A 19,695-nucleotide genomic window follows, 5' to 3' on the forward strand; every position below is an offset into this window, starting at 1 on the left:
AAGCAGTGGAACATTATATTAGTTTATTTGTAAAAGCGGTTTTTATTGAAAACTTAGCTTTAGCTTTCTTCCTAGGTATGTGTACTTTCTTAGCAGTATCTAAAAAAGTAACTACGTCAATTGGCCTAGGTATAGCGGTTATAGTTGTATTAGGTATTTCAGTACCGGTTAACAACTTGGTTTACCATGCGGTACTTGCACCAGGCTCACTAGCTTGGTTAGGTTACCCAGATGCAGACCTTAGCTTTTTACGTTTCTTAACTTTCATCGGTGTTATTGCAGCACTTGTGCAAATTTTGGAAATGGCATTAGATAAGTTTTTCCCTGCACTATACAACGCATTAGGTATCTTCTTACCACTTATCACAGTTAACTGTGCAATATTTGGTGCGGTATCATTCATGGTTGAGCGTAACTATAACTTCGGCGAGTCTGTTGTTTATGGTATTGGCGCTGGTGTTGGTTGGGCGCTTGCAATTACATTACTTGCAGGTATCCGTGAGAAAATGAAATATTCAGACGTGCCAGACGGCCTACGTGGTTTAGGTATTACCTTCATCACTGTTGGTTTAATGGGTCTTGGCTTTATGTCATTTTCTGGTATTTCACTGTAAAGGTAGCGAGGATAAATCATGGATTATCAGATTTTCTTAGGCGTTGGTGTTTTCATCGCTATCGTTGTACTACTAGTTTTAGTGATCATTGGTGCTAAATCTAAGTTAGTTGCGAGCGGTGACATCATCATCGGTATTAATGGCGACCCAGACAAAGCCATTAAAACATCAGCAGGTAGTAAGCTTTTAGGCGCGCTATCTGAGTCAGGTATTTTCGTATCTTCTGCATGTGGTGGCGGTGGCTCTTGTGGCCAGTGTCGTGTTCACATTAAAGAAGGTGGTGGCGATATCTTACCAACTGAACTTGACCACATTTCTAAAGGTGAAGCCCGTGAAGGCTGTCGTTTAGCGTGTCAGGTAAATGTTAAAAACGACATGGAAATTGAACTTGAAGAGTCAATTTTCGGTGTTAAAAAATGGGATTGTGAAGTTATCTCTAACGATAACAAAGCAACGTTCATTAAAGAGCTTAAGCTACAAATTCCAGATGGCGAGTCAGTACCTTTCCGTGCGGGTGGTTACATCCAAATAGAAGCGCCTGCTCACCACGTTAAATACTCTGAATTTGAAATTCCTGAAGAGTATCGTGGCGACTGGAATCACTTTGGTTTCTTCGACCTGGAGTCAAAAGTAGACGACGAAACAATTCGTGCTTACTCAATGGCTAACTACCCAGAAGAAGAAGGCATTATCATGCTTAACGTGCGTATTGCTACGCCGCCGCCAAGAAACCTAAGCCTACCATGTGGTAAAATGTCTTCGTACATTTGGTCACTAACTAAAGGCGACAAGGTAACTATTTCTGGTCCATTTGGTGAGTTCTTCGCTAAAGACACCGACGCAGAAATGGTATTCGTAGGTGGTGGTGCAGGTATGGCACCAATGCGTTCACATATCTTTGACCAACTTAAGCGTTTAAACTCTAAGCGTAAGATTAGTTTCTGGTATGGTGCACGTTCTGAGCGTGAAATGTTCTATGTAGAAGATTTCGACGGCTTAGCAGCTGAAAACGATAACTTTGTATGGCATACAGCATTGTCTGATCCACAACCAGAAGATAACTGGGAAGGTTACACAGGCTTTATCCATAACGTACTTTATGAAAACTACTTAAAAGATCATGAAGCGCCTGAAGATTGTGAGTTCTACATGTGTGGTCCTCCAATGATGAACGCGGCTGTTATCGGCATGCTTAAAGACCTAGGTGTAGAAGACGAAAACATCTTACTAGATGACTTCGGTGGCTAACACCCATACCAAAACAACTTAGTTTTGGTTAAAATACCAGCCTCGTAGCACTTAGTGTTACGAGGCTTTTTTATTTATATTTTAAACATGGGCTAATTTAATGAACAGAGTAAGCAGTACCCAGGGTACTTTGAGTGTTTTTTTATTAACTGCAATGCTACTAATCTCTGGTTGTGGCGGTGATAAAACGCCTCAAGAAGTGTTTTTAGAAGGTAGAACCATGGGCACTACCTATCACATTAAATATTTTTCGAACGATGAAAGCGTTGACCAAGTAAAGCTACAGCAGCAAATAGATAATGAGCTGAAAGCTGTTAATCAGTCTATGTCGACCTATATTGAAGACTCAGAAATTAATACCTTTAATAAGTTACCAGCTAACCAAGTAATGCCTATTACTGAAGACTTTAGGGCAGTGGTGAGTGAGTCTATTCGTTTAGGTAAATCAACTAAAACCCTCGATGTGACCATGGGGCCATTAATTGATTTATGGGGTTTTGGCCCAGATAAAAAACCAACAAGGCGCCCAAGCGATGCAGCACTAGCGGCAATGATAGAAAAAATTGGCGTTGATAAATTAATACTTAATGAGCAGGGGCTCGCTAAGACTGTAGATGGTTTAGAGCTGTCGTTTTCTGCAACGGCTAAAGGTTATGGTATTGATAAAGTAGCGCAGTTGTTAGAGCGCCATAATATTAGTAATTACATGGTCGAGATTGGCGGTGAGCTGCGTATTGGCGGTGAAAAACCGAATAGCCAAGATTGGAAAATCGCAATAGAGCAGCCAGATGCACCTGCCGGTGAGCGAAAAGTACATCGCGTATTAGCACCAAATACAAATGGTATTGCTACCTCAGGCGACTACCGTATTTTTTATAAAATGGATGGTGAAACATACACCCATTTAATAGACCCTGTAACGGGCATGCCGATTAAGCATGACTTAGTTTCAGTTACGGTATTGCACCCAAGTGCAATGACTGCAGATGGCCTAGCAACGGCATTAACAGTAATGGGTATGCAAAAGGCTAAGGCATATGCCGAAGAGCATAATTTACCTGTATACTTAATGGCTAAATCTGATGATGGAATAGTGACTTATTCAAGCACGGCGTTTAAACCTTATTTATAATACGGTTGCGTTTTAAAGCGTTGGTATAGGTTAAAAGCGTATATCAACCGATTTTTTGAAAGAGACTTTTCTCGCATCTGAGCTGTATTTAGGTGTATAATTTAGCAGTCGCTCAAATATATTTGAGCATAATTTATTGCTGATCAATAGGGGCTAAGCAATGTCACTTTTTCTTCTTACTTTTGGCTTACTAATTTTAATCGTAATAGCTATGGCTGTTGGTATGATCGTGCAAAGAAAATCTATGGCTAGTAGCTGTGGTGGTTTAGGCTCGGTAGGTATTGATAAAGCCTGTGATTGTGATGATCCGTGCGACAAACGCAAAAAGCGTATGGCTAAAGAGCAAGCGTGGAAAGAAAATCAAATAATTTAAGCATTTTGCTTAACTATAAAAAGCGCCTAAAGGCGCTTTTTTTGTGCCCGTATGTTTACTGAACAACTTCTGTTTTAAATAAACGCAAGCTTAATGTATTAGACTAAGGTCTATAGTTTAGTTTTTTTCACCTATTAGGTTTATTTTTCTCGTTTGTCAAATTGGAGCTAACACTCTAAAGTTTAACCATAGACACAGAGCAAGGCTCTAGTGACAAGCTTGAGGCAAGTAGTCTCGCTGAAAGAATCTTTATAAATGTGTGTGTAAAGATGTTGTCAGTGTAAAAGCAGCTCAACTTTGGTGGTGACCAACCGAGAGCTGTTTTATTTTCTTACAACGCACATGTTTATGGCTTAGGCCTAAATTAGTTAGCGCAGCTAACAAACAGAATCTTTATATTGTGTGTGAAGATGTTGTCAGTGTGAAAGGCAACTCAAGGTCGGTGGTGACCGGTTTTGAGTTGTTTTTATTCCTTACAATTGCCGCGCATTGTAAACCAAGAATCTTTATATTGTGTGTGAAGATGTTGTCAGTGTGAAAGGTAACTCAAGGTCGGTGGTGACTGGTTTTGAGTTGTTTTTATTCCTTACAATTGCCGCGCAGTGTAAACCAAAAATCTTTATATTGTGTGTGAAGATGTTGTCAGTGTGAAAGGCAACTCAAGGTCGGTGGTGACTGGTTTTGAGTTGTTTTTATTCCTTACAATTGCCGCGCAGTGTAAACCAAAAATCTTTATATTGTGTGTGAAGATGTTGTCAGTGTGAAAGGCAACTCAAGGTCGGTGGTGACTGGTTTTGAGTTGTTTTTATTCCTTACAATTGCCATGCAGTGTAAACCAAGAATCTTTATATTGTGTGTGAAGATGTTGTCAGTGTGAAAGGCGGCTCAAGTTCGGTGGTGACTGGATTTGGGCTGTTTTTGTATGTACGGCTTTATTTTTTAACCTCATTAATATCCTTATCTCTAATCCTCAAGTTTCTTAAATATTAAATATATGTATGCTAAGTCTATATTTTTATTATGTTATTTTTTATTAACAAAATAGCTTCTAAAGCTTAACTCAAAAATTATGTTTTTTAGTTGAACCGAATACTCTCTTTGTTATACTCACGTTCGAACTTTCAGTAAGTTTTGAAAGTTTGGTTGATACGGATCAATTTTCACTAGTTCAATTTGTGCTAGGCGGATTTGATTGTATTTAGCACCGGGTTTTAGGGCTTACAACAGCAATGTCTTTTAAGTTTTTCCATTGCAAACTATATAACTCTAATTTCGTTATAGTCTTTTTAGTAGGTTAATGTCTTTGAACACACTGTCTTTGCAACATACAAATACGGAACTTGCCTCTGGCGAGCCGCAAACGTATGTGCGCTTGAATAAAGCAGGCAAGGGTGTGTGTGTAGCTATAACGTTATTAGTGTTTAATACAGTAATGTTGGTAAGCGGTGCACTTGAGGATGCCTTTCAGCTTGAAGCGCTTTTTAGTAATGGCTCTATTGTAGAACCATTATTATTAAATATTGCGCAGTTTTTAGCTCATCCAATCATATCTAGTCAGTTACTAATTGGCCTTTGCTGGTTATTGTTCCATATTATTCCAGCGCGTCGTGCAGGAATAATCCTCCGTAAAGCAGCCTTTGCTTTTAGCGAGGCTAAAGTTCAGCAACCTGTGAGCTCTTCACATGGTTGTCGTGCTCCACCTAGCTTTACAGGTTGTCTGTAAGGCTGCATCTTGTTGCTGGTTTTAATTATTTGTTCTTGCTGTAAATAATTAAGGTTAGCGTATACAAAGTAGCTCCGTGTTTTTAAACACATTCAGCCAACCAACACTCACCCAAGTTAACTTTTATTACGTTATATAAATGCGTTTAGAAAGCTGGGTTTGTTGCTAGGTCATAATTGGCATGAGCTTTAACTTTTGAATAGCCCCCTTATTTTTATAATTTAATTCTAGTTAACTTGGGTTTTTATTGAAAAATCGTTGCTTTGGTTTTTATTTAAGCAGCAAATTAAAACTCTAGGTTTGTAGGATACTCCCTTGTTAATTCGTAACCTTTGTAATATTGCTTTAGCTAGTACAGTGCTGGCGTTGTCAGGCTGTAAAGGCGGGATACTCGATCCAAAAGGGCAAATAGGCATTGATGAGAAAAATTTAATCATCATCGCAACCGTGCTTATGTTGCTTGTAGTCGTTCCCGTTATTGTGATGACTTTGTATTTCGCTTGGAAATACAGAGATACTCAAAACCAAGAAATTTATGCGCCAAAATGGGCTCATTCAAATAAAATTGAAGCCGCAGTTTGGGCTGTTCCTATTGTTATTGTGATTATTTTAGGTGTTATTACCTGGGAATCTACCCAAGAGTTAGACCCTTACAAACCGATTGAAGGTAAAGGTGAGCATCTAACTGTTGAAGTAGTGTCATTAAATTGGAAATGGTTATTTATTTACCCAGAGCAAGGTATTGCTACGGTAAACGAATTGGTATTCCCAGCTAATGTACCTGTTGAGTATAAAATCACGTCAGAAAGTACAATGAACTCGTTTTTCATTCCTCAGCTTGGCAGCCAAATATACTCAATGGCTGGTATGGAAACCAAGCTTCACTTAATTGCAAATGAACCGGGTACTTTTAAAGGGTTTTCGGCCAATTACAGTGGCGCAGGTTTTACGGGTATGAAATTCAATGCCATTGCTACTCCTACCCAAGCAGATTTTGATAAGTGGGTAACCAGCGTTAAAGCTAATGCTAATAACCTAACTCATGCAAATTATGTCGAGCTTGCAAAAGCAAGCGAAAATAACCCAGTTGCTTATTACGGTAAAGTTGATGACGGCTTATTTCATACCATTGTTATGAAGTATATGCAGGCGCATGGCGATATGAACAAAAAGCACCATGCAATGGGCGAACATGGGCAAATGAGCAAAAAGCATCATGAAATGGCTGAGCAATCAATGCCTTCATCTCACAGCCAAGGCGAGGAATAATAATGTCGTTTTTAGGTAACCTTTCACTCGACGCAATTCCGTTTCATGAGCCAATTCTTGTGTTCACGATGTCGGTTATTGCGATAGCTGGGCTTATTATTGCCGGGCTTATTACAAAGTATAAAAAATGGGGCGTGCTTTGGCGCGATTGGATCACTTCTGTTGATCACAAGCGCTTAGGCGTGATGTATATTCTTTTAGCGTTAATAATGCTGTTTCGTGGTTTTTCTGATGCCATAATGATGCGAGCGCAGTTAGCACTTGCTACCAGTGGTGCGCCCGGCTATTTGCCTCCAGAGCATTACGACCAAATATTTACTGCTCATGGCGTAATTATGATCATATTTATGGCAATGCCATTTATGATTGGTTTAATGAACATTGTGTTGCCACTGCAAGTTGGCGCACGTGATGTTGCATTTCCCTTTTTAAATAATTTAAGTTTTTGGTTTACAGCCAGTGGCGCCATTTTAATTAATATGTCACTTGTATTTGGTGAGTTTGCAAAAACAGGTTGGGTGGCGTATCCGCCGCTTTCGGAGCTGACCTTTAGCCCTGGGGTGGGGGTCGATTATTATATCTGGGCGCTACAAATATCCGGACTCGGTACGCTTTTAACAGCAGTAAACTTCTTAGTAACTGTATTTAAAATGCGTGCACCAGGTATGACCCTAATGAAAATGCCAATTTTTACATGGGCATGTACGTGGGCAAATATCTTAATTGCGGCTTCTTTCCCAATTTTAACTGCTGTGCTGGCCATGCTTACGCTTGACCGTTACCTTGATTTTCACTTTTTTACCAATGCTGCGGGCGGCAACGCCATGATGTATATCAACCTGTTTTGGGCTTGGGGTCATCCTGAGGTCTATATTTTAGTACTACCTGCTTTTGGTATTTTTTCTGAAATTATCTCAACGTTTGCTGGTAAGCGTTTATTTGGTTACAAGTCGATGGTTTATGCCAGCGGCGCTATTTCAATTTTAGGTTTTATTGTTTGGCTACATCACTTTTTCACCATGGGGTCCAGTGCAAACGTTAATGCGTTCTTTGGGGTAATGACCATGGTTATTGCCGTACCAACTGGGGTTAAGTTATTTAACTGGTTATTTACCATTTACCGAGGCCGTTTACGTATTAGTGTTCCGGTGCTTTGGACGCTTGGTTTTATGATTACCTTTACTGTAGGCGGTATGACCGGTGTATTACTTGCAATTCCGGGTGCCGATTACGTATTGCATAACAGCTTATTCTTAATTGCGCATTTTCATAACACTATTATTGGTGGCGCAGTATTTGGCTACCTTGCTGGTTTTGTATTTTGGTTCCCTAAAGCAATGGGCTTTAAGCTTAACGAAAAATGGGGTAAAGCATCATTTTGGTGTTGGATTATCGGTTTCTTCGTCGCCTTTATGCCGTTGTATGTACTTGGTTTCTTAGGTATGACACGTCGTTTAAACCACACCAATAACCCAGATTGGAACATGTGGTTATACATTGCCGCAGGCGGTGCTGTAATTATTATGTTTGGTATTATCAGCCAAGCAATTCAACTATTTGTAAGCTTTAGAGACCGTGAAGCACTTGACGATACAACTGGCGATCCGTGGAACGGCCATACACTAGAATGGGCAACTAGCTCACCTCCACAAGTGTATAACTTTGCAACTATTCCTCACGTTGATGACATTGATGCATGGACCGAAGCGAAAGAAAAAGGCCAAGCTTATCAAACAAAAGCAAGTTATAGCCCAATTCATATGCCTAAAAATACCTCTGCGGGTGTATTGATGGCAGCCAGCCTAACGGCATTTTGTTTTGCCATGATCTGGCACATTTGGTGGTTAGCTGTAGTAGGGCTAGTGGGTGGTATTGCCATATTTATTAAGCGTTGTTACAGCAATGATGTTGATTACTACATACAGCCAGATGAAATTGCACGCACTGAAGCTGCGTATAATTCAAGTGGAAATAAGGAGCTAAACGCGTGAGTACACTTTCTGCAAATCTAGAATCTGCAAATTTAGACTCTGTATCGCACGATGATCATGCCCACGCGCATGATCATCACGATACCTCGGGCGATACAATATTTGGCTTTTGGTTATACCTAATGACCGATTGTCTATTATTTGCCTCATTTTTTGCCACCTACGCAGTGCTATTTATGAACACTGCCGGTGGTGTATCGGGTAAAGATATTTTTGAACTCGACTTTGTTGCAGTAGAAACCGCTGCGCTACTTATTAGTAGTATTACCTTTGGCTTTGCCATGATTGCTGCCCAAGGGCAAAAAAAGGCATTAACACTTACTTGGTTATTTATTACCTTTTGTTTAGGTGCTGCATTTATCGGCATGGAAATATACGAGTTTCATCACTTAATTGTGCATGGTAATGGCCCACAACAAAGTGCCTTTTTAACGTCGTTTTTCTCGTTAGTTGGCCTACATGGTTTACATGTAACGGCGGGTTTAATTTGGATGACAATTATGATGATAGAAGTGGCTAAACGTGGTTTAGGTAAACCAACCGTAACGCGTTTAAGCTGCCTAAGCCTATTTTGGCACTTCTTAGACATTGTTTGGATTTGTGTATTTACCGTTGTTTATTTAATGGGAGCAATGTAATGAGCCACAGCGAAACACATGCGTTAAAGCAAATGCAAAGTGAGCACCATGATGAATCTCATGGCAGCGTTAAAACTTACTTAATAGGCTTTATACTATCAATAATTTTAACCGCCATACCGTTTTACATGGTAATGGAAGGCGACTTTTCTAAAGTAACTACGCTTTGGAGCATTGTTACTTTAGCTATTGTACAAATTTGGGTGCATTTGAAATACTTTTTACATCTTAATTTTACGACAGAAGATGGCCGTGCAAGTACGTTCTCATTCTTATTCAGTGCCCTGATCATCGTAATGGTTGTCGGGCTATCTGTTTGGATTATTTACGAATCTAACGCAATGATGATGTACTAGGAGTTTAAAATGTTTCGTCGTTATTTATCAGTGACTAAGCCTGGCATTATTATGGGTAATCTTATTAGCGTTGCAGGTGGGTTTTTACTTGCCTCACGAGGCGATGTAGATCCTTGGTTAATGATTGCTACTTTAATTGGCTTGTCGCTTGTGGTTGCATCAGGCTGTGCTATCAACAATGTTATTGATAGAGATATAGATGTAGCCATGGCACGTACTCGTACGCGGGTTACAGTAACAGGCGAAATGTCGGCCTTTGCTGCACTGAGTCACGGTGTTTTGTTGGGTGTTGTAGGTTTTGGTTTACTCATTGCTTACACCACTCAAGCCGCAGTATTTTTTGCAGCGTTTGGCTATGTAATTTATGTAGGGGTTTATAGCCTCTACATGAAACGCAACTCTATTTATGGCACATTTGTAGGCAGCCTTTCTGGTGCAGTCCCGCCTGTTGTTGGTTACTGCGCCGTAACAGGGCAGTTTGATATGGGCGCATTAATACTGCTGGTTATGTTTAGCTTGTGGCAAATGCCGCACTCATATGCCATTGCTATTTTTCGCTTTAAAGATTACCAAGCAGCAGGTATTCCTGTACTACCCGTTGCACAAGGCATAGATAAAGCCAAGCGCCATATTGTACTTTATATTGCTGTGTACGCTTTAGTCGTCATGCTATTACCAATAAGTGGCTACACGGGTGCAGCGTTTATGGCAGTGGCGTGTATTACCAGCTTTTGGTGGCTGTTAATGGCACTTCGTGGTTACCGTCGTAATATTGATTTAACAGGCTGGGCTCGCCAAGTGTTTGCTTTTTCAATTGTTAATATTACAGCACTCAGTATTGCCATGGCAGTTGACTACCACAGTGCAGCACCACAGCTATTTGCACTTATATAGCTTAATTAATTTACCTTTCCAAAGTTAATCCAAAGGCTCGAAAGAGCCTTTTTTCGTTTATGAGCCTTACTTTTTAAAGCTCTGAGCATCATAAAATAATGGCTTTAATGTACCGCAGTTTATAAATTTATAAGTAAGCTCATTTTGTGTAGGAATAAGCTTAAACGACCTAAATTTTTGCATGCACGCATTCACTAAATCAACAAAAATTAAGTGATTATAACTAGGGGCTCGCTCAATCTTATGAATATAAATACGTTCCGTGCTGCCTAAATCAATCATGTCGTATTCTTGCCATTGAGTTGGCTCTGTTAAGTCTTTTAATTGACGCGCATAAAGCTGTTTACTCATTTCTATTGCAATATTTGAATAAATTAAAGAGCCATCTTTTCTGTAATCGCCTTCAAATACATCTGCGGTAATTGTTATTTCTTCACCGCGCATTAAACGTTGAATATTAAAAGGTTGAGGCTTTAAGGTTATAAGCTCAGCGTTGCGCACAAACTCTAAAAAAGCAACGTTTGGGTTTTTGATTCTATAAACCACTTGCACATCATGCGGCAGTTTATAGCTTGGTAAATTAAGTGCATAAATCCCCGAACCTTTGTTAACTAAAGCCATAGCGTGCTCAGCATTGTATTTAGGGTTAAGTGGTGGCAATTCTGCTGCCTCTTCCTCAGCAAGAGCGTATCCGCTTATAGTAATGATCAGCAAAGTAAGTAATAAACGCATAATAACCTCAATTAATTTATAAGCTTAAATTGTAGTATATAGCGCAGTAAGCTGGCGATTTAATATTAAGCTAAGTACGCCTATTTGCTAAATAAGATATATTTACGCAATTAGTTGTTCACTTCGTGTAATAAAGCGCGAGCATATAAGTGAAGGTTTTCGTCTTCAGGGTCTGAAGTGTTGGTTAAATAAATTACACGGCCAGTTTTATTAATAAATAGTGTAGTGGGTGTGCCTTTTATGCCTAACTGTTTTGCTAAGGCATCGGCTTTAATAGCTGTTGTAAATGTGTAGCCTCTATCACTTATTGCTTTAGCGGGGTTGGCATCGTCGTCTTCTTTAAAGCTTAGTGCGATGACTTTTAAGCCTTTATGTTTTATTTTCTCAAGTGCTGGTTGCAGCTTTTTACAATACGGACACCACGTAGCCCAAAAATGCAAAACGTAAGGTTGGCCTAATAAATCTGGCGTGTTAATGGTTGAGCCATCAGCCATGTTTAACGTTAACGCTGGAAGTTTAGGCAATGAGTTATCATCAGCGGCTTGCTTTGCAGAGCTTATAAAGCCTAATAAAATTAATGTAATTGCGGTAATTAGCTTTTTCATGGTTTGTTCTTATTATTTTTAATGTTGAGTGTATAGTTAATAAGAACGTAAATTACGTTATTTTATTTCATTAAAAACGGGCAGCTTGTTCAATAACAATACCGTGGCGCTGTGCTAAACGTTCGTGGTTTCTGTCGTAACCACCGCCAATAACACTGGCTACTGGGGTATTGTGTTCAAGGCAGCGCTTAAATACTAAATGGTCACGCTTTTTAATACCCTCCCAGCTTATATCTAGTTTACCTAAGCCATCGTCTTGCCAAATATCTACACCTGCATCGTAAAGTACTAAATCGGGGTTTAACTCTTTTAATAAAAACTGCAAGGTGTCGTCAACAATGCCTAAGTATTCTGCGTCTTGCATATTATTAGCAAGGCCAATATCTAAATCACTAGGGGATTTTCTAAACGGGAAGTTTTTTTCGCAGTGTATAGAGCAGGTATATGCATACGGCTGATGCGCAAGCATTGCAGCTGTGCCATCGCCTTGGTGTACGTCTAAATCAAAAATGAGCACGTTGGTCACTTCACCGCTTTGTATTAACGTTTGTGCGGTAAAGGCTAAGTCGTTAACCATACAAAAACCTGAGCCAAAATCGCTATGAGCATGGTGAGTACCGCCTGCTAAATGGCACGCTAAACCATGCTCTAACGCTAAGCGTGCAGTTTGCAAAGTACCTTGTGGTGCGGTGAATGTACGGTTCATTAGCGGTTGCGACCAAGGTAGGCCAATGCGGCGCATGGCTTTTTCATCTAGGCGGTTATGCCATAAATCGTGAATGTAGTTTTCGCAGTGTACAAGCTCTAGTGGCTCTGGGGTGCCAAGTGCAGGCGCTATGAGGTTACTGCCAATTAAGCCTAGCTCTGCTACGTGTTTGTATAATTGCGCAAATTTACTCATTACAAAACGATGTTTAGGATCAAAGTTAAATGAGTAATTAGAATGATATACCAAAGGTAAATGAGGATTTAAGCGCATAACCGTATTAATAACGAAGTTTGCGCTATGGTAATAAACTTAGCTAACCGAGTCTATTGTGGGTCTTCAATTAATGAAGCAAGCTCTCGGTGCAGTAATTCGTCATCAGCTAAATTAAGCTCCACCAATCGCTTTAAATAGGTAATGCTATTTATATCGATGTGGTGGCATTTTAGGCCAATGTGCTTTTGTTCTATATGGCAAATAAGCACGTCCATTTTTATTTCTATCTCGCTTTGCGGCAAAGTAAAGCGTAGTGTTGCGTCGCTATTTTTAGTGCCGTTGAAAGCATCGCATTTAGTAATAAGTGCTCCGTGTAATGATACATCTAACAACTTACACGGATAAGTGCTCCCTGCTAACTCTAGTTGAGCAGAAGTTGAAAAAAGAATACGCGAGAACTGACGACGATTTTCCATAAAATGATTTGCCTTTATTGTTATGTATAAATAAAGCATAGCGGGAAATAAGCCACTCGGCTCAAAAAGTGACATAAAAAAGCCCCGCATAAATGCAGGGCTTGTAATATCGTTACCGATTAACCAATTTTTTTGTACTTAATACGCTTAGGTTGTGCAGCTTCTGCGCCTAAGGTCTTTTTAAGCCACTCTTCGTATTCAGTGTAGTTACCATCGAAAAAGTTAATTTGCCCTTCGTCGCGGTAATCTAAAATATGCGTTGCAATACGGTCAAGGAACCAACGGTCATGCGATATACACATTACACAGCCTGGGAACTCTAAAATAGCGTTCTCAAGCGCGCGTAGTGTTTCAACGTCTAGGTCATTGGTTGGCTCATCCAGTAGCACCACGTTACCGCCCGCTTTTAAAAGCTTAGCAAGGTGTAAACGGTTACGCTCACCACCCGATAAGTCTTTTACAAACTTTTGCTGGTCGTTACCTTTAAAGTTAAAACGGCTAACGTATGCACGGCTTGGGAACTCAAAGTTACCAATTTTTAGCACGTCCTGACCGTCAGATATTTCTTGGAAAACAGTTTTGCTTTCGTCCATGTTGCCACGGAACTGATCAACAGTTGCTAATTCTACTGTTTCACCAATACTAATATTACCGCTGTCTGGCTGCTCTTCACCGCTTAGCATTTTAAACAGTGTAGATTTACCTGCACCATTGGCACCAATAATGCCCACAATAGCGCCTTTTGGCATACTAAAGCTTAAATCGTCAATAAGTACGCGATCGCCAAAGCTCTTACGAATATTGCTAACTTCAAGTACTTGGTCGCCTAAACGCGGACCAGGTGGAATAAACAACTCGTTAGTTTCGTTACGCTTTTGGTAATCTGATTGTTGTAGCTCACTAAACTGCGCCATACGTGCTTTAGACTTAGCTTGGCGGCCTTTAGGGTTTGAACGTACCCACTCAAGTTCTTGCGCAATTGATTTTTGGCGTGCTTTTTCAGATTTTTGCTCTTGTTGTAAACGTGCATCTTTTTGTTCAAGCCAAGAAGAGTAGTTACCTTCCCACGGAATACCTTCACCACGGTCAAGCTCTAATATCCAGCCAGCTACATTATCAAGGAAATAACGGTCATGCGTTACTGCCACAACTGTGCCTTCGTAATCATGCAAGAAGCGCTCAAGCCATGCAACCGACTCAGCATCTAAGTGGTTAGTAGGCTCATCGAGAATAAGCATATCCGGCTTTTCAAGTAACAATCGACAAATAGCAACACGGCGACGCTCACCACCTGAAAGGTGCTCAATTTTAGCATCCCATTCTGGTAGGCGAAGTGCATCAGCAGCGCGCTCTAAAACATTATCGATGTTGTGGCCATCGTGCGCTTGAATGATTGCTTCAAGCTCACCTTGTTCTTTAGCAAGTGCGTCAAAGTCAGCGTCTTCCATTGCATACTCGTTGTACACTTCGTCAAGGCGGTTAAGGGCGTGCTTAACTTCGCCAACGGCTTCTTCAACAATTTCGCGAACTGTTTTACTTTCGTCCAGCACTGGTTCTTGCGGTAAGTAACCAATTTTAGTACCTGGTTGAGGGCGGGCTTCACCTTCAAACTCTTCATCAACACCCGCCATAATACGCAGTAATGACGATTTACCAGAGCCATTTAAACCAAGCACACCAATTTTAGCACCCGGGAAAAAGTGCAACGAAATATCTTTTAAAATTGTGCGCTTAGGTGGCACAACTTTAGATACTCGACTCATCGAGAAAATAAACTTATCAGGTAAAACCATGGAGGAAAGCCTTCAAATAATAATAAAAATTTCAATGTTGTATTGTAGTTGTTGAGGGGTTAAACAGTCAACGAATGGCAGGTTTTAAAGCACTAATGCATCTTAGTAAATGAAGTATGAAATCATGAATAAATTTCATTTAGACATCTATACATCTAGAGGTTGATATTTTTGGCATTCTGTTCATAATGAGAGCGTATTAATTCTCGGTTTTTATGAGCAGGAGCTTAAAAGATGCCAATTACAGTTAAAGACGAACTACCGGCTATTGCCCGTTTACGCGAAGAAAACGTGTTTGTAATGCCAAAAAGTCGTGCAAAAACGCAAGAAATACGTCCAATGCGTTTGGCTATTTTAAATTTAATGCCCAATAAAGTAGAAACCGAAGTACAGTTTATTCGTTTGCTTGCAAATTCGCCTTTGCAAGTAAATGTAGAGTTATTGCGCTTAGATACGCACCGCAGCAGTAGTAACTCAGAAGAACACCTAGATACTTTTTACCGTTATTTTTCAGAAGTAAAAGACAATAACTACGATGCCTTATTAGTAACTGGTGCACCACTAGCACACCTAGAATACGACGATGTAGCCTACTGGGACGAGCTAAAAGTGATTATTGATTGGGCAGAGCAGCACGTTACCTCTACGTTGTTTTCGTGCTGGGCGGCGCATGCAGCGCTGTATCATCGTTACAATTTAAAGCGTGATTTGAAAGAAGATAAACTATGTGGCGTGTTTACCCACCAGTGTTATTTTGATCACGGTGCATTAACTCGTGGCTTCGACGACACCTTTTTAGTGCCGCACTCACGTTATGGCCACATTGATATAAATAAAATTAATGCCTGCGACGATATAGTGGTATTGGCAGGTTCTGAAAAAGTAGGCGCTTACTTAATGAAAAATAAGTCGGGTAGCCAAGTGTTTATAACCGGCCACCCAGAATACGATGCCGACACATTAAAAGCAGAGTACGAACGCGATTTACAAAAAAGCCCAGATGCACCAAAACCCGAAAACTATTTTCCAGATAACGATGCAAGTAAAAAGCCGTCAAAAACGTGGCAAAGCCATGCGTTTTTACTGTTTTCGAACTGGTTAAATTACTACGTGTACCAAACTACACCTTATGATATTAATTTAGTTAGCCAAGATGTGAGGACTAACAACTATGCCGAATAACGTGCCAAACAAAAATAAGCAAAGCGAATTAAGCGCTGCGCTAAAACAGCGTATTTTAATTTTAGATGGTGCAATGGGCACCATGATCCAAACTCACAAGCTTGAAGAAGAAGACTACCGCGGTGAGCGCTTTAAAGACTGGCACGTGCTAATAAAAGGCAATAACGATTTATTAAGTCTTACCAAACCCGAGTTAATTGCCGATATACACCGCAGCTTTTTAGCTGCAGGTGCAGATATTATTGAAACCAATACTTTTAACTCAACCACCATTTCGATGGAAGATTACGACATGGCAAGCATAAGCCGTGAGGTAAACTTAGAGTCGGCAAAACTCGCGCGCGCAATATGTGACGAGTTCACCGCTAAAAATCCAGAAAAACCACGCTATGTAGCCGGTGTGTTAGGGCCAACATCTAAAACCTGTTCTATCTCGCCAGATGTAAACGATCCAGGTTACCGTAACGTAACGTTTGATAAGCTAGTTACTGCCTATGTTGAGTCTACTCTTGCATTAATGAAAGGCGGCGCTGATTTAATACTTATCGAAACCATATTCGACACCCTAAATGCAAAAGCAGCCTCATTCGCAGTAGAAGAAGCGTTTGAGCAAGCAGGGCGCACATTACCTGTAATGATCTCGGGCACAATTACCGATGCCTCAGGGCGTACGCTTTCGGGGCAAACAACCGAAGCATTTTATAACTCTATTCGCCATATTAAGCCTATTTCAATTGGCCTTAACTGCGCCCTAGGGCCAGACTTACTTCGCCAATACGTAGAAGAGCTTTCGCGCGTATGCGAAACCTTTACCTCAGTACATCCTAATGCCGGTTTACCTAACGAATTTGGTGAGTACGACCTAGAAGCACCTGAGATGGCCGCCGAGATTATAGATTGGGGCAAATCGGGCTTTATAAATATTGTGGGTGGCTGCTGCGGTACAACGCCTGAGCATATTCGTGCGTTTGCTAAAGGGCTTGAAGGCGTTAAACCTCGCCCATTACCAGAGCTTGATGTACGCATGCGTTTATCAGGCCTTGAAGCCTGTAACTTAAACTAGGAGCCAACATGACACAGCAAATTGCAGTATTTACCAATGTTGGCGAGCGTACCAATGTAACCGGCTCAGCCATGTTTAAACGTTTAATCATGGAAGAAGACTATGAAGCAGCGCTTACCGTTGCCCGCGAACAAGTAGAAAATGGCGCCCAAGTTATTGATATAAACATGGACGAAGCCATGTTGGACTCAAAAGCGGCCATGGTTAAGTTTTTAAACTTAATTGCCTCAGAGCCTGATATTTCGAAAGTGCCTATTATGGTCGACTCCTCTAAATGGGAAGTAATAGAAGCAGGCTTAAAGTGTATTCAAGGCAAGGCTATTGTTAACTCAATATCGCTTAAAGAGGGCGAAGAGCCGTTTAAACGCCAAGCTAAAATTATTAAACGCTTTGGTGCAGCTGCTGTTGTTATGGCGTTTGACACCGACGGCCAAGCCGACACCGCAGATAGAAAATACGAAATATGTGCGCGCAGCTACAAAATATTAGTAGACGATATTGGCTTCCCGCCGGAAGATATTATATTCGACCCTAATATATTTGCCGTAGCCACCGGTATAGAAGAGCACGACAACTACGCAGTAGAATTTATTGAAGGCACACGCCGCATTAAACAAAACTTACCACACTGTAAAGTGTCGGGCGGGGTGTCTAATGTATCGTTTTCGTTTAGGGGCAATAACCCTGTACGCGAAGCCATTCATTCAGTGTTTTTATACCACGCGATAAAAGCGGGTATGGATATGGGTATTGTAAATGCAGGCCAGCTTGCTGTTTATGACGACATCCCCGAAGAACTTCGCAAAGCCGTAGAAGACGTAATCCTTAACACCGACCCCGGTGCAGGTGAGCGCCTTGTAGAAATAGCCCCTAAGTTTTCAGGCATGGCACAAGCCGAGCGAGTAGAAGATTTAGAGTGGCGCACATGGCCTGTTGAAAAACGCCTAGAACACGCGCTTGTTAAAGGCATAACCACCTTTATAGATGAAGACACCGAAGAGTGCCGCGCAGCTGCCGATAAACCTATTCACGTAATTGAAGGGCCATTAATGGATGGCATGAACGTGGTAGGGGATTTATTTGGCGCAGGAAAAATGTTTTTACCGCAAGTTGTTAAATCAGCCCGTGTAATGAAGCGTGCAGTGGCCTACCTAGACCCATACATAGAAGCCGAAAAAGAAGAAGGCGCCACTAACGGTAAAGTGGTTATGGCCACCGTAAAAGGCGACGTGCACGACATAGGTAAAAACATTGTAGGCGTAGTACTGCAATGTAATAACTACGAAGTAATCGACTTAGGCGTAATGGTACCTGCCGAAAAAATACTGCAAACAGCTATCGACGAAAAAGCCGACATAATCGGCCTTTCGGGTTTAATTACCCCATCGCTAGATGAAATGGTACACGTAGCCAAAGAAATGACCCGCCGAGGCTTTGAATTACCCCTTATGATTGGCGGCGCAACGACCTCTAAAGCGCATACTGCAGTTAAAATTGAGCCACAGTACGACAAAGGCGTCGTGTACGTAAATAACGCCAGCCGTGCAGTGGGCGTAGTATCGAGCTTGTTATCTAAAGAGCTAAAACCAGCCTTTTTAGAAAAAACTAAAGCCGAGTACGTAAAAGTGCGCGAACAACAAGCGCGCAAAAAGCCACGTTCAAAACCGGTTACCATACAGCGTGCCCGTGACAACGCAGCACAGCTTGATTGGGATAACTACACGCCACCTGTGCCTAAAAAGCTGGGCGTGACCGAGTTTAAAAATGTATCAATCGCCACGTTGCGTAAATATATAGATTGGACCCCATACTTTATGACGTGGTCAATCGCTGGTAAATACCCGCGCATAATGGATGACGAAGTCGTTGGCGAACAAGCACAAAGCTTATTTAAAGACGCTAACGACATGCTCGACGACCTCGAAAAAGCAGGCAGTTTACAGCCATTGGGTGTAATCGGTTTATTCCCTGCAAACCGCGTGGGCGATGACATAGAAATTTACACCGACGAAACCCGCAAAGAGCTGTTAAACACCTCTTGCCATTTACGCCAGCAAACCGAAAAAACCGACTTTGCTAACTATTGTTTGGCTGACTACATTGCGCCAAAAGGTACACCTGATTACTTTGGCGCGTTTGCCGTAACGGGCGGTTTAGAAGAAGACGACTTAGCCGACGCGTTCGATGCACAGCAAGACGACTACAATAAAATAATGGTGAAAGCGGTTGCCGATAGGCTCGCAGAAGCCTTTGCCGAATACCTACACGAACAAGTGCGTAAAGAGTACTGGGGATATGCACCCGATGAAAACCTCGGTAACGATGAGCTAATTCGCGAAAACTACCAAGGCATTCGCCCAGCGCCAGGTTACCCAGCATGCCCAGAGCACACCGAGAAAAAGAAAATTTGGCAGTTACTCGATACCGAAAAACGCATTGGCATGCAGCTCACTAGCTCATACGCCATGTGGCCAGGAGCAGCTGTTTCTGGCTGGTATTTCTCACACCCAGAGGCAAAATACTACGCAGTAGCTGCAGTGCAAAAGGATCAGGTAGAAGACTACGCCAAGCGAACTAATATGACGCTCGCAGAGGCAGAAAGATGGCTATCGCCTAACTTGGGGTATGATCCTGATTAGAAGAGTAGCGGTCAGTTTTTAGCTATCAGTAAAACAAAACGAGCC

The 19,695-nt window shown here is 41.3% G+C and carries 18 protein-coding genes; 13 read left to right on the plus strand and 5 right to left on the minus strand.

The window, feature by feature from the left end:
* Positions 1–5: 5 nt before the first annotated feature.
* The 10 genes from nqrE (at position 6) to cyoE (ending at position 10,238) form a co-directional block, all read left to right on the plus strand.
* Positions 6–614: an NADH:ubiquinone reductase (Na(+)-transporting) subunit E gene (gene nqrE / locus PESP_RS04685; RefSeq protein ID WP_089346993.1), complete on the plus strand. Its 609-nt coding sequence runs from the start codon at positions 6–8 to the stop codon at positions 612–614.
* An 18-nt stretch (positions 615–632) separates the two neighbouring features.
* Positions 633–1,862 carry an NADH:ubiquinone reductase (Na(+)-transporting) subunit F gene (gene nqrF / locus PESP_RS04690; protein WP_089346994.1) on the plus strand — a complete coding sequence of 410 codons (1,230 nt, stop codon included), beginning with the start codon at positions 633–635 and terminating at the stop codon, positions 1,860–1,862.
* 100 nt (positions 1,863–1,962) lie between these two features.
* Positions 1,963–2,994, plus strand: coding sequence for an FAD:protein FMN transferase (locus PESP_RS04695; protein WP_089346995.1), 1,032 nt, complete (start codon positions 1,963–1,965; stop codon positions 2,992–2,994).
* A 160-nt stretch (positions 2,995–3,154) separates the two neighbouring features.
* Positions 3,155–3,367, plus strand: coding sequence for a (Na+)-NQR maturation NqrM (nqrM, locus tag PESP_RS04700; protein WP_004587136.1), 213 nt, complete (start codon positions 3,155–3,157; stop codon positions 3,365–3,367).
* 1,303 nt (positions 3,368–4,670) lie between these two features.
* Positions 4,671–5,090: a hypothetical protein gene (locus PESP_RS04705; RefSeq protein WP_089349099.1), complete on the plus strand. Its 420-nt coding sequence runs from the start codon at positions 4,671–4,673 to the stop codon at positions 5,088–5,090.
* Positions 5,091–5,405: 315 nt separating this feature from the next.
* The gene (gene cyoA, locus PESP_RS04710) at positions 5,406–6,359 is read left to right on the plus strand and encodes a ubiquinol oxidase subunit II (RefSeq protein WP_089346996.1); all 954 of its coding nucleotides are present in this window, start codon (positions 5,406–5,408) and stop codon (positions 6,357–6,359) included.
* A 2-nt stretch (positions 6,360–6,361) separates the two neighbouring features.
* Entirely contained in the window at positions 6,362–8,350 is a 1,989-nt protein-coding gene (gene cyoB, locus PESP_RS04715; RefSeq protein ID WP_089346997.1) for a cytochrome o ubiquinol oxidase subunit I, read from the plus strand.
* The gene (gene cyoC, locus PESP_RS04720; RefSeq protein ID WP_089346998.1) at positions 8,347–8,988 is read left to right on the plus strand and encodes a cytochrome o ubiquinol oxidase subunit III; all 642 of its coding nucleotides are present in this window, start codon (positions 8,347–8,349) and stop codon (positions 8,986–8,988) included. The genes cyoB and cyoC overlap by 4 nt, the downstream gene beginning before the upstream one ends.
* Positions 8,988–9,344, plus strand: coding sequence for a cytochrome o ubiquinol oxidase subunit IV (gene cyoD / locus PESP_RS04725; RefSeq protein ID WP_089346999.1), 357 nt, complete (start codon positions 8,988–8,990; stop codon positions 9,342–9,344). The genes cyoC and cyoD overlap by 1 nt, the downstream gene beginning before the upstream one ends.
* A gap of 9 nt (positions 9,345–9,353) precedes the next feature.
* Positions 9,354–10,238 carry a heme o synthase gene (gene cyoE, locus PESP_RS04730; RefSeq protein ID WP_089347000.1) on the plus strand — a complete coding sequence of 295 codons (885 nt, stop codon included), beginning with the start codon at positions 9,354–9,356 and terminating at the stop codon, positions 10,236–10,238.
* A 66-nt stretch (positions 10,239–10,304) separates the two neighbouring features.
* Here the strand turns inward: cyoE and PESP_RS04735 are convergent, their stop codons facing one another.
* From PESP_RS04735 to ettA, 5 genes are all read right to left on the minus strand, one after another.
* Positions 10,305–10,970, minus strand: coding sequence for a hypothetical protein (locus PESP_RS04735; protein ID WP_089347001.1), 666 nt, complete (start codon positions 10,968–10,970; stop codon positions 10,305–10,307).
* Between the two features lie 110 nt (positions 10,971–11,080).
* Entirely contained in the window at positions 11,081–11,575 is a 495-nt protein-coding gene (locus PESP_RS04740; protein WP_089347002.1) for a TlpA disulfide reductase family protein, read from the minus strand.
* A 70-nt stretch (positions 11,576–11,645) separates the two neighbouring features.
* Positions 11,646–12,554, minus strand: coding sequence for a histone deacetylase family protein (locus tag PESP_RS04745; RefSeq protein ID WP_089347003.1), 909 nt, complete (start codon positions 12,552–12,554; stop codon positions 11,646–11,648).
* A 53-nt stretch (positions 12,555–12,607) separates the two neighbouring features.
* Complete coding sequence (locus tag PESP_RS04750) at positions 12,608–12,973, minus strand: PilZ domain-containing protein (protein ID WP_089349100.1); 366 nt, start codon at positions 12,971–12,973, stop codon at positions 12,608–12,610.
* A 119-nt stretch (positions 12,974–13,092) separates the two neighbouring features.
* Positions 13,093–14,766, minus strand: coding sequence for an energy-dependent translational throttle protein EttA (gene ettA / locus PESP_RS04755; protein ID WP_089347004.1), 1,674 nt, complete (start codon positions 14,764–14,766; stop codon positions 13,093–13,095).
* Between the two features lie 234 nt (positions 14,767–15,000).
* On the opposite strand from ettA, the gene PESP_RS04760 reads away from it, so the two are divergent.
* From PESP_RS04760 to metH, 3 genes are read left to right on the plus strand one after another with little or no spacing between them, the layout of a single operon-like run.
* Positions 15,001–15,948 (plus strand): homoserine O-succinyltransferase, encoded by a 948-nt coding sequence (locus tag PESP_RS04760; RefSeq protein ID WP_089347005.1) that lies wholly within the window; start codon positions 15,001–15,003, stop codon positions 15,946–15,948.
* A complete protein-coding gene (locus PESP_RS04765) occupies positions 15,938–17,011 on the plus strand; it encodes a homocysteine S-methyltransferase family protein (protein ID WP_089347006.1) in 1,074 nt (357 codons plus the stop codon). Before PESP_RS04760 ends, PESP_RS04765 begins: the two co-directional genes overlap by 11 nt.
* 8 nt (positions 17,012–17,019) lie before the next feature.
* A complete protein-coding gene (gene metH, locus PESP_RS04770) occupies positions 17,020–19,650 on the plus strand; it encodes a methionine synthase (protein WP_089347007.1) in 2,631 nt (876 codons plus the stop codon).
* Positions 19,651–19,695 lie beyond the last annotated feature (45 nt).

Origin of the sequence: Pseudoalteromonas espejiana DSM 9414 (assembly GCF_002221525.1) — a bacterium.
GTDB classification, from domain to species: domain Bacteria; phylum Pseudomonadota; class Gammaproteobacteria; order Enterobacterales; family Alteromonadaceae; genus Pseudoalteromonas; species Pseudoalteromonas espejiana.

Excerpts from the sequence above, each read along its gene's own strand:
- nqrF (WP_089346994.1), top strand. The coding sequence starts at position 633 with ATGGATTATCAGATTTTCTTAGGCGTTGGTGTTTTCATCGCTATCGTT.
- PESP_RS04695 (WP_089346995.1), top strand. The coding sequence starts at position 1,963 with ATGAACAGAGTAAGCAGTACCCAGGGTACTTTGAGTGTTTTTTTATTA.
- nqrM (WP_004587136.1), top strand. The coding sequence starts at position 3,155 with ATGTCACTTTTTCTTCTTACTTTTGGCTTACTAATTTTAATCGTAATA.
- cyoB (WP_089346997.1), top strand. The coding sequence starts at position 6,362 with ATGTCGTTTTTAGGTAACCTTTCACTCGACGCAATTCCGTTTCATGAG.
- cyoD (WP_089346999.1), top strand. The coding sequence starts at position 8,988 with ATGAGCCACAGCGAAACACATGCGTTAAAGCAAATGCAAAGTGAGCAC.
- cyoE (WP_089347000.1), top strand. The coding sequence starts at position 9,354 with ATGTTTCGTCGTTATTTATCAGTGACTAAGCCTGGCATTATTATGGGT.
- PESP_RS04735 (WP_089347001.1), bottom strand. The coding sequence starts at position 10,970 with ATGCGTTTATTACTTACTTTGCTGATCATTACTATAAGCGGATACGCT.
- PESP_RS04740 (WP_089347002.1), bottom strand. The coding sequence starts at position 11,575 with ATGAAAAAGCTAATTACCGCAATTACATTAATTTTATTAGGCTTTATA.
- PESP_RS04745 (WP_089347003.1), bottom strand. The coding sequence starts at position 12,554 with ATGCGCTTAAATCCTCATTTACCTTTGGTATATCATTCTAATTACTCA.
- PESP_RS04750 (WP_089349100.1), bottom strand. The coding sequence starts at position 12,973 with ATGGAAAATCGTCGTCAGTTCTCGCGTATTCTTTTTTCAACTTCTGCT.
- ettA (WP_089347004.1), bottom strand. The coding sequence starts at position 14,766 with ATGGTTTTACCTGATAAGTTTATTTTCTCGATGAGTCGAGTATCTAAA.
- PESP_RS04760 (WP_089347005.1), top strand. The coding sequence starts at position 15,001 with ATGCCAATTACAGTTAAAGACGAACTACCGGCTATTGCCCGTTTACGC.
- PESP_RS04765 (WP_089347006.1), top strand. The coding sequence starts at position 15,938 with ATGCCGAATAACGTGCCAAACAAAAATAAGCAAAGCGAATTAAGCGCT.
- metH (WP_089347007.1), top strand. The coding sequence starts at position 17,020 with ATGACACAGCAAATTGCAGTATTTACCAATGTTGGCGAGCGTACCAAT.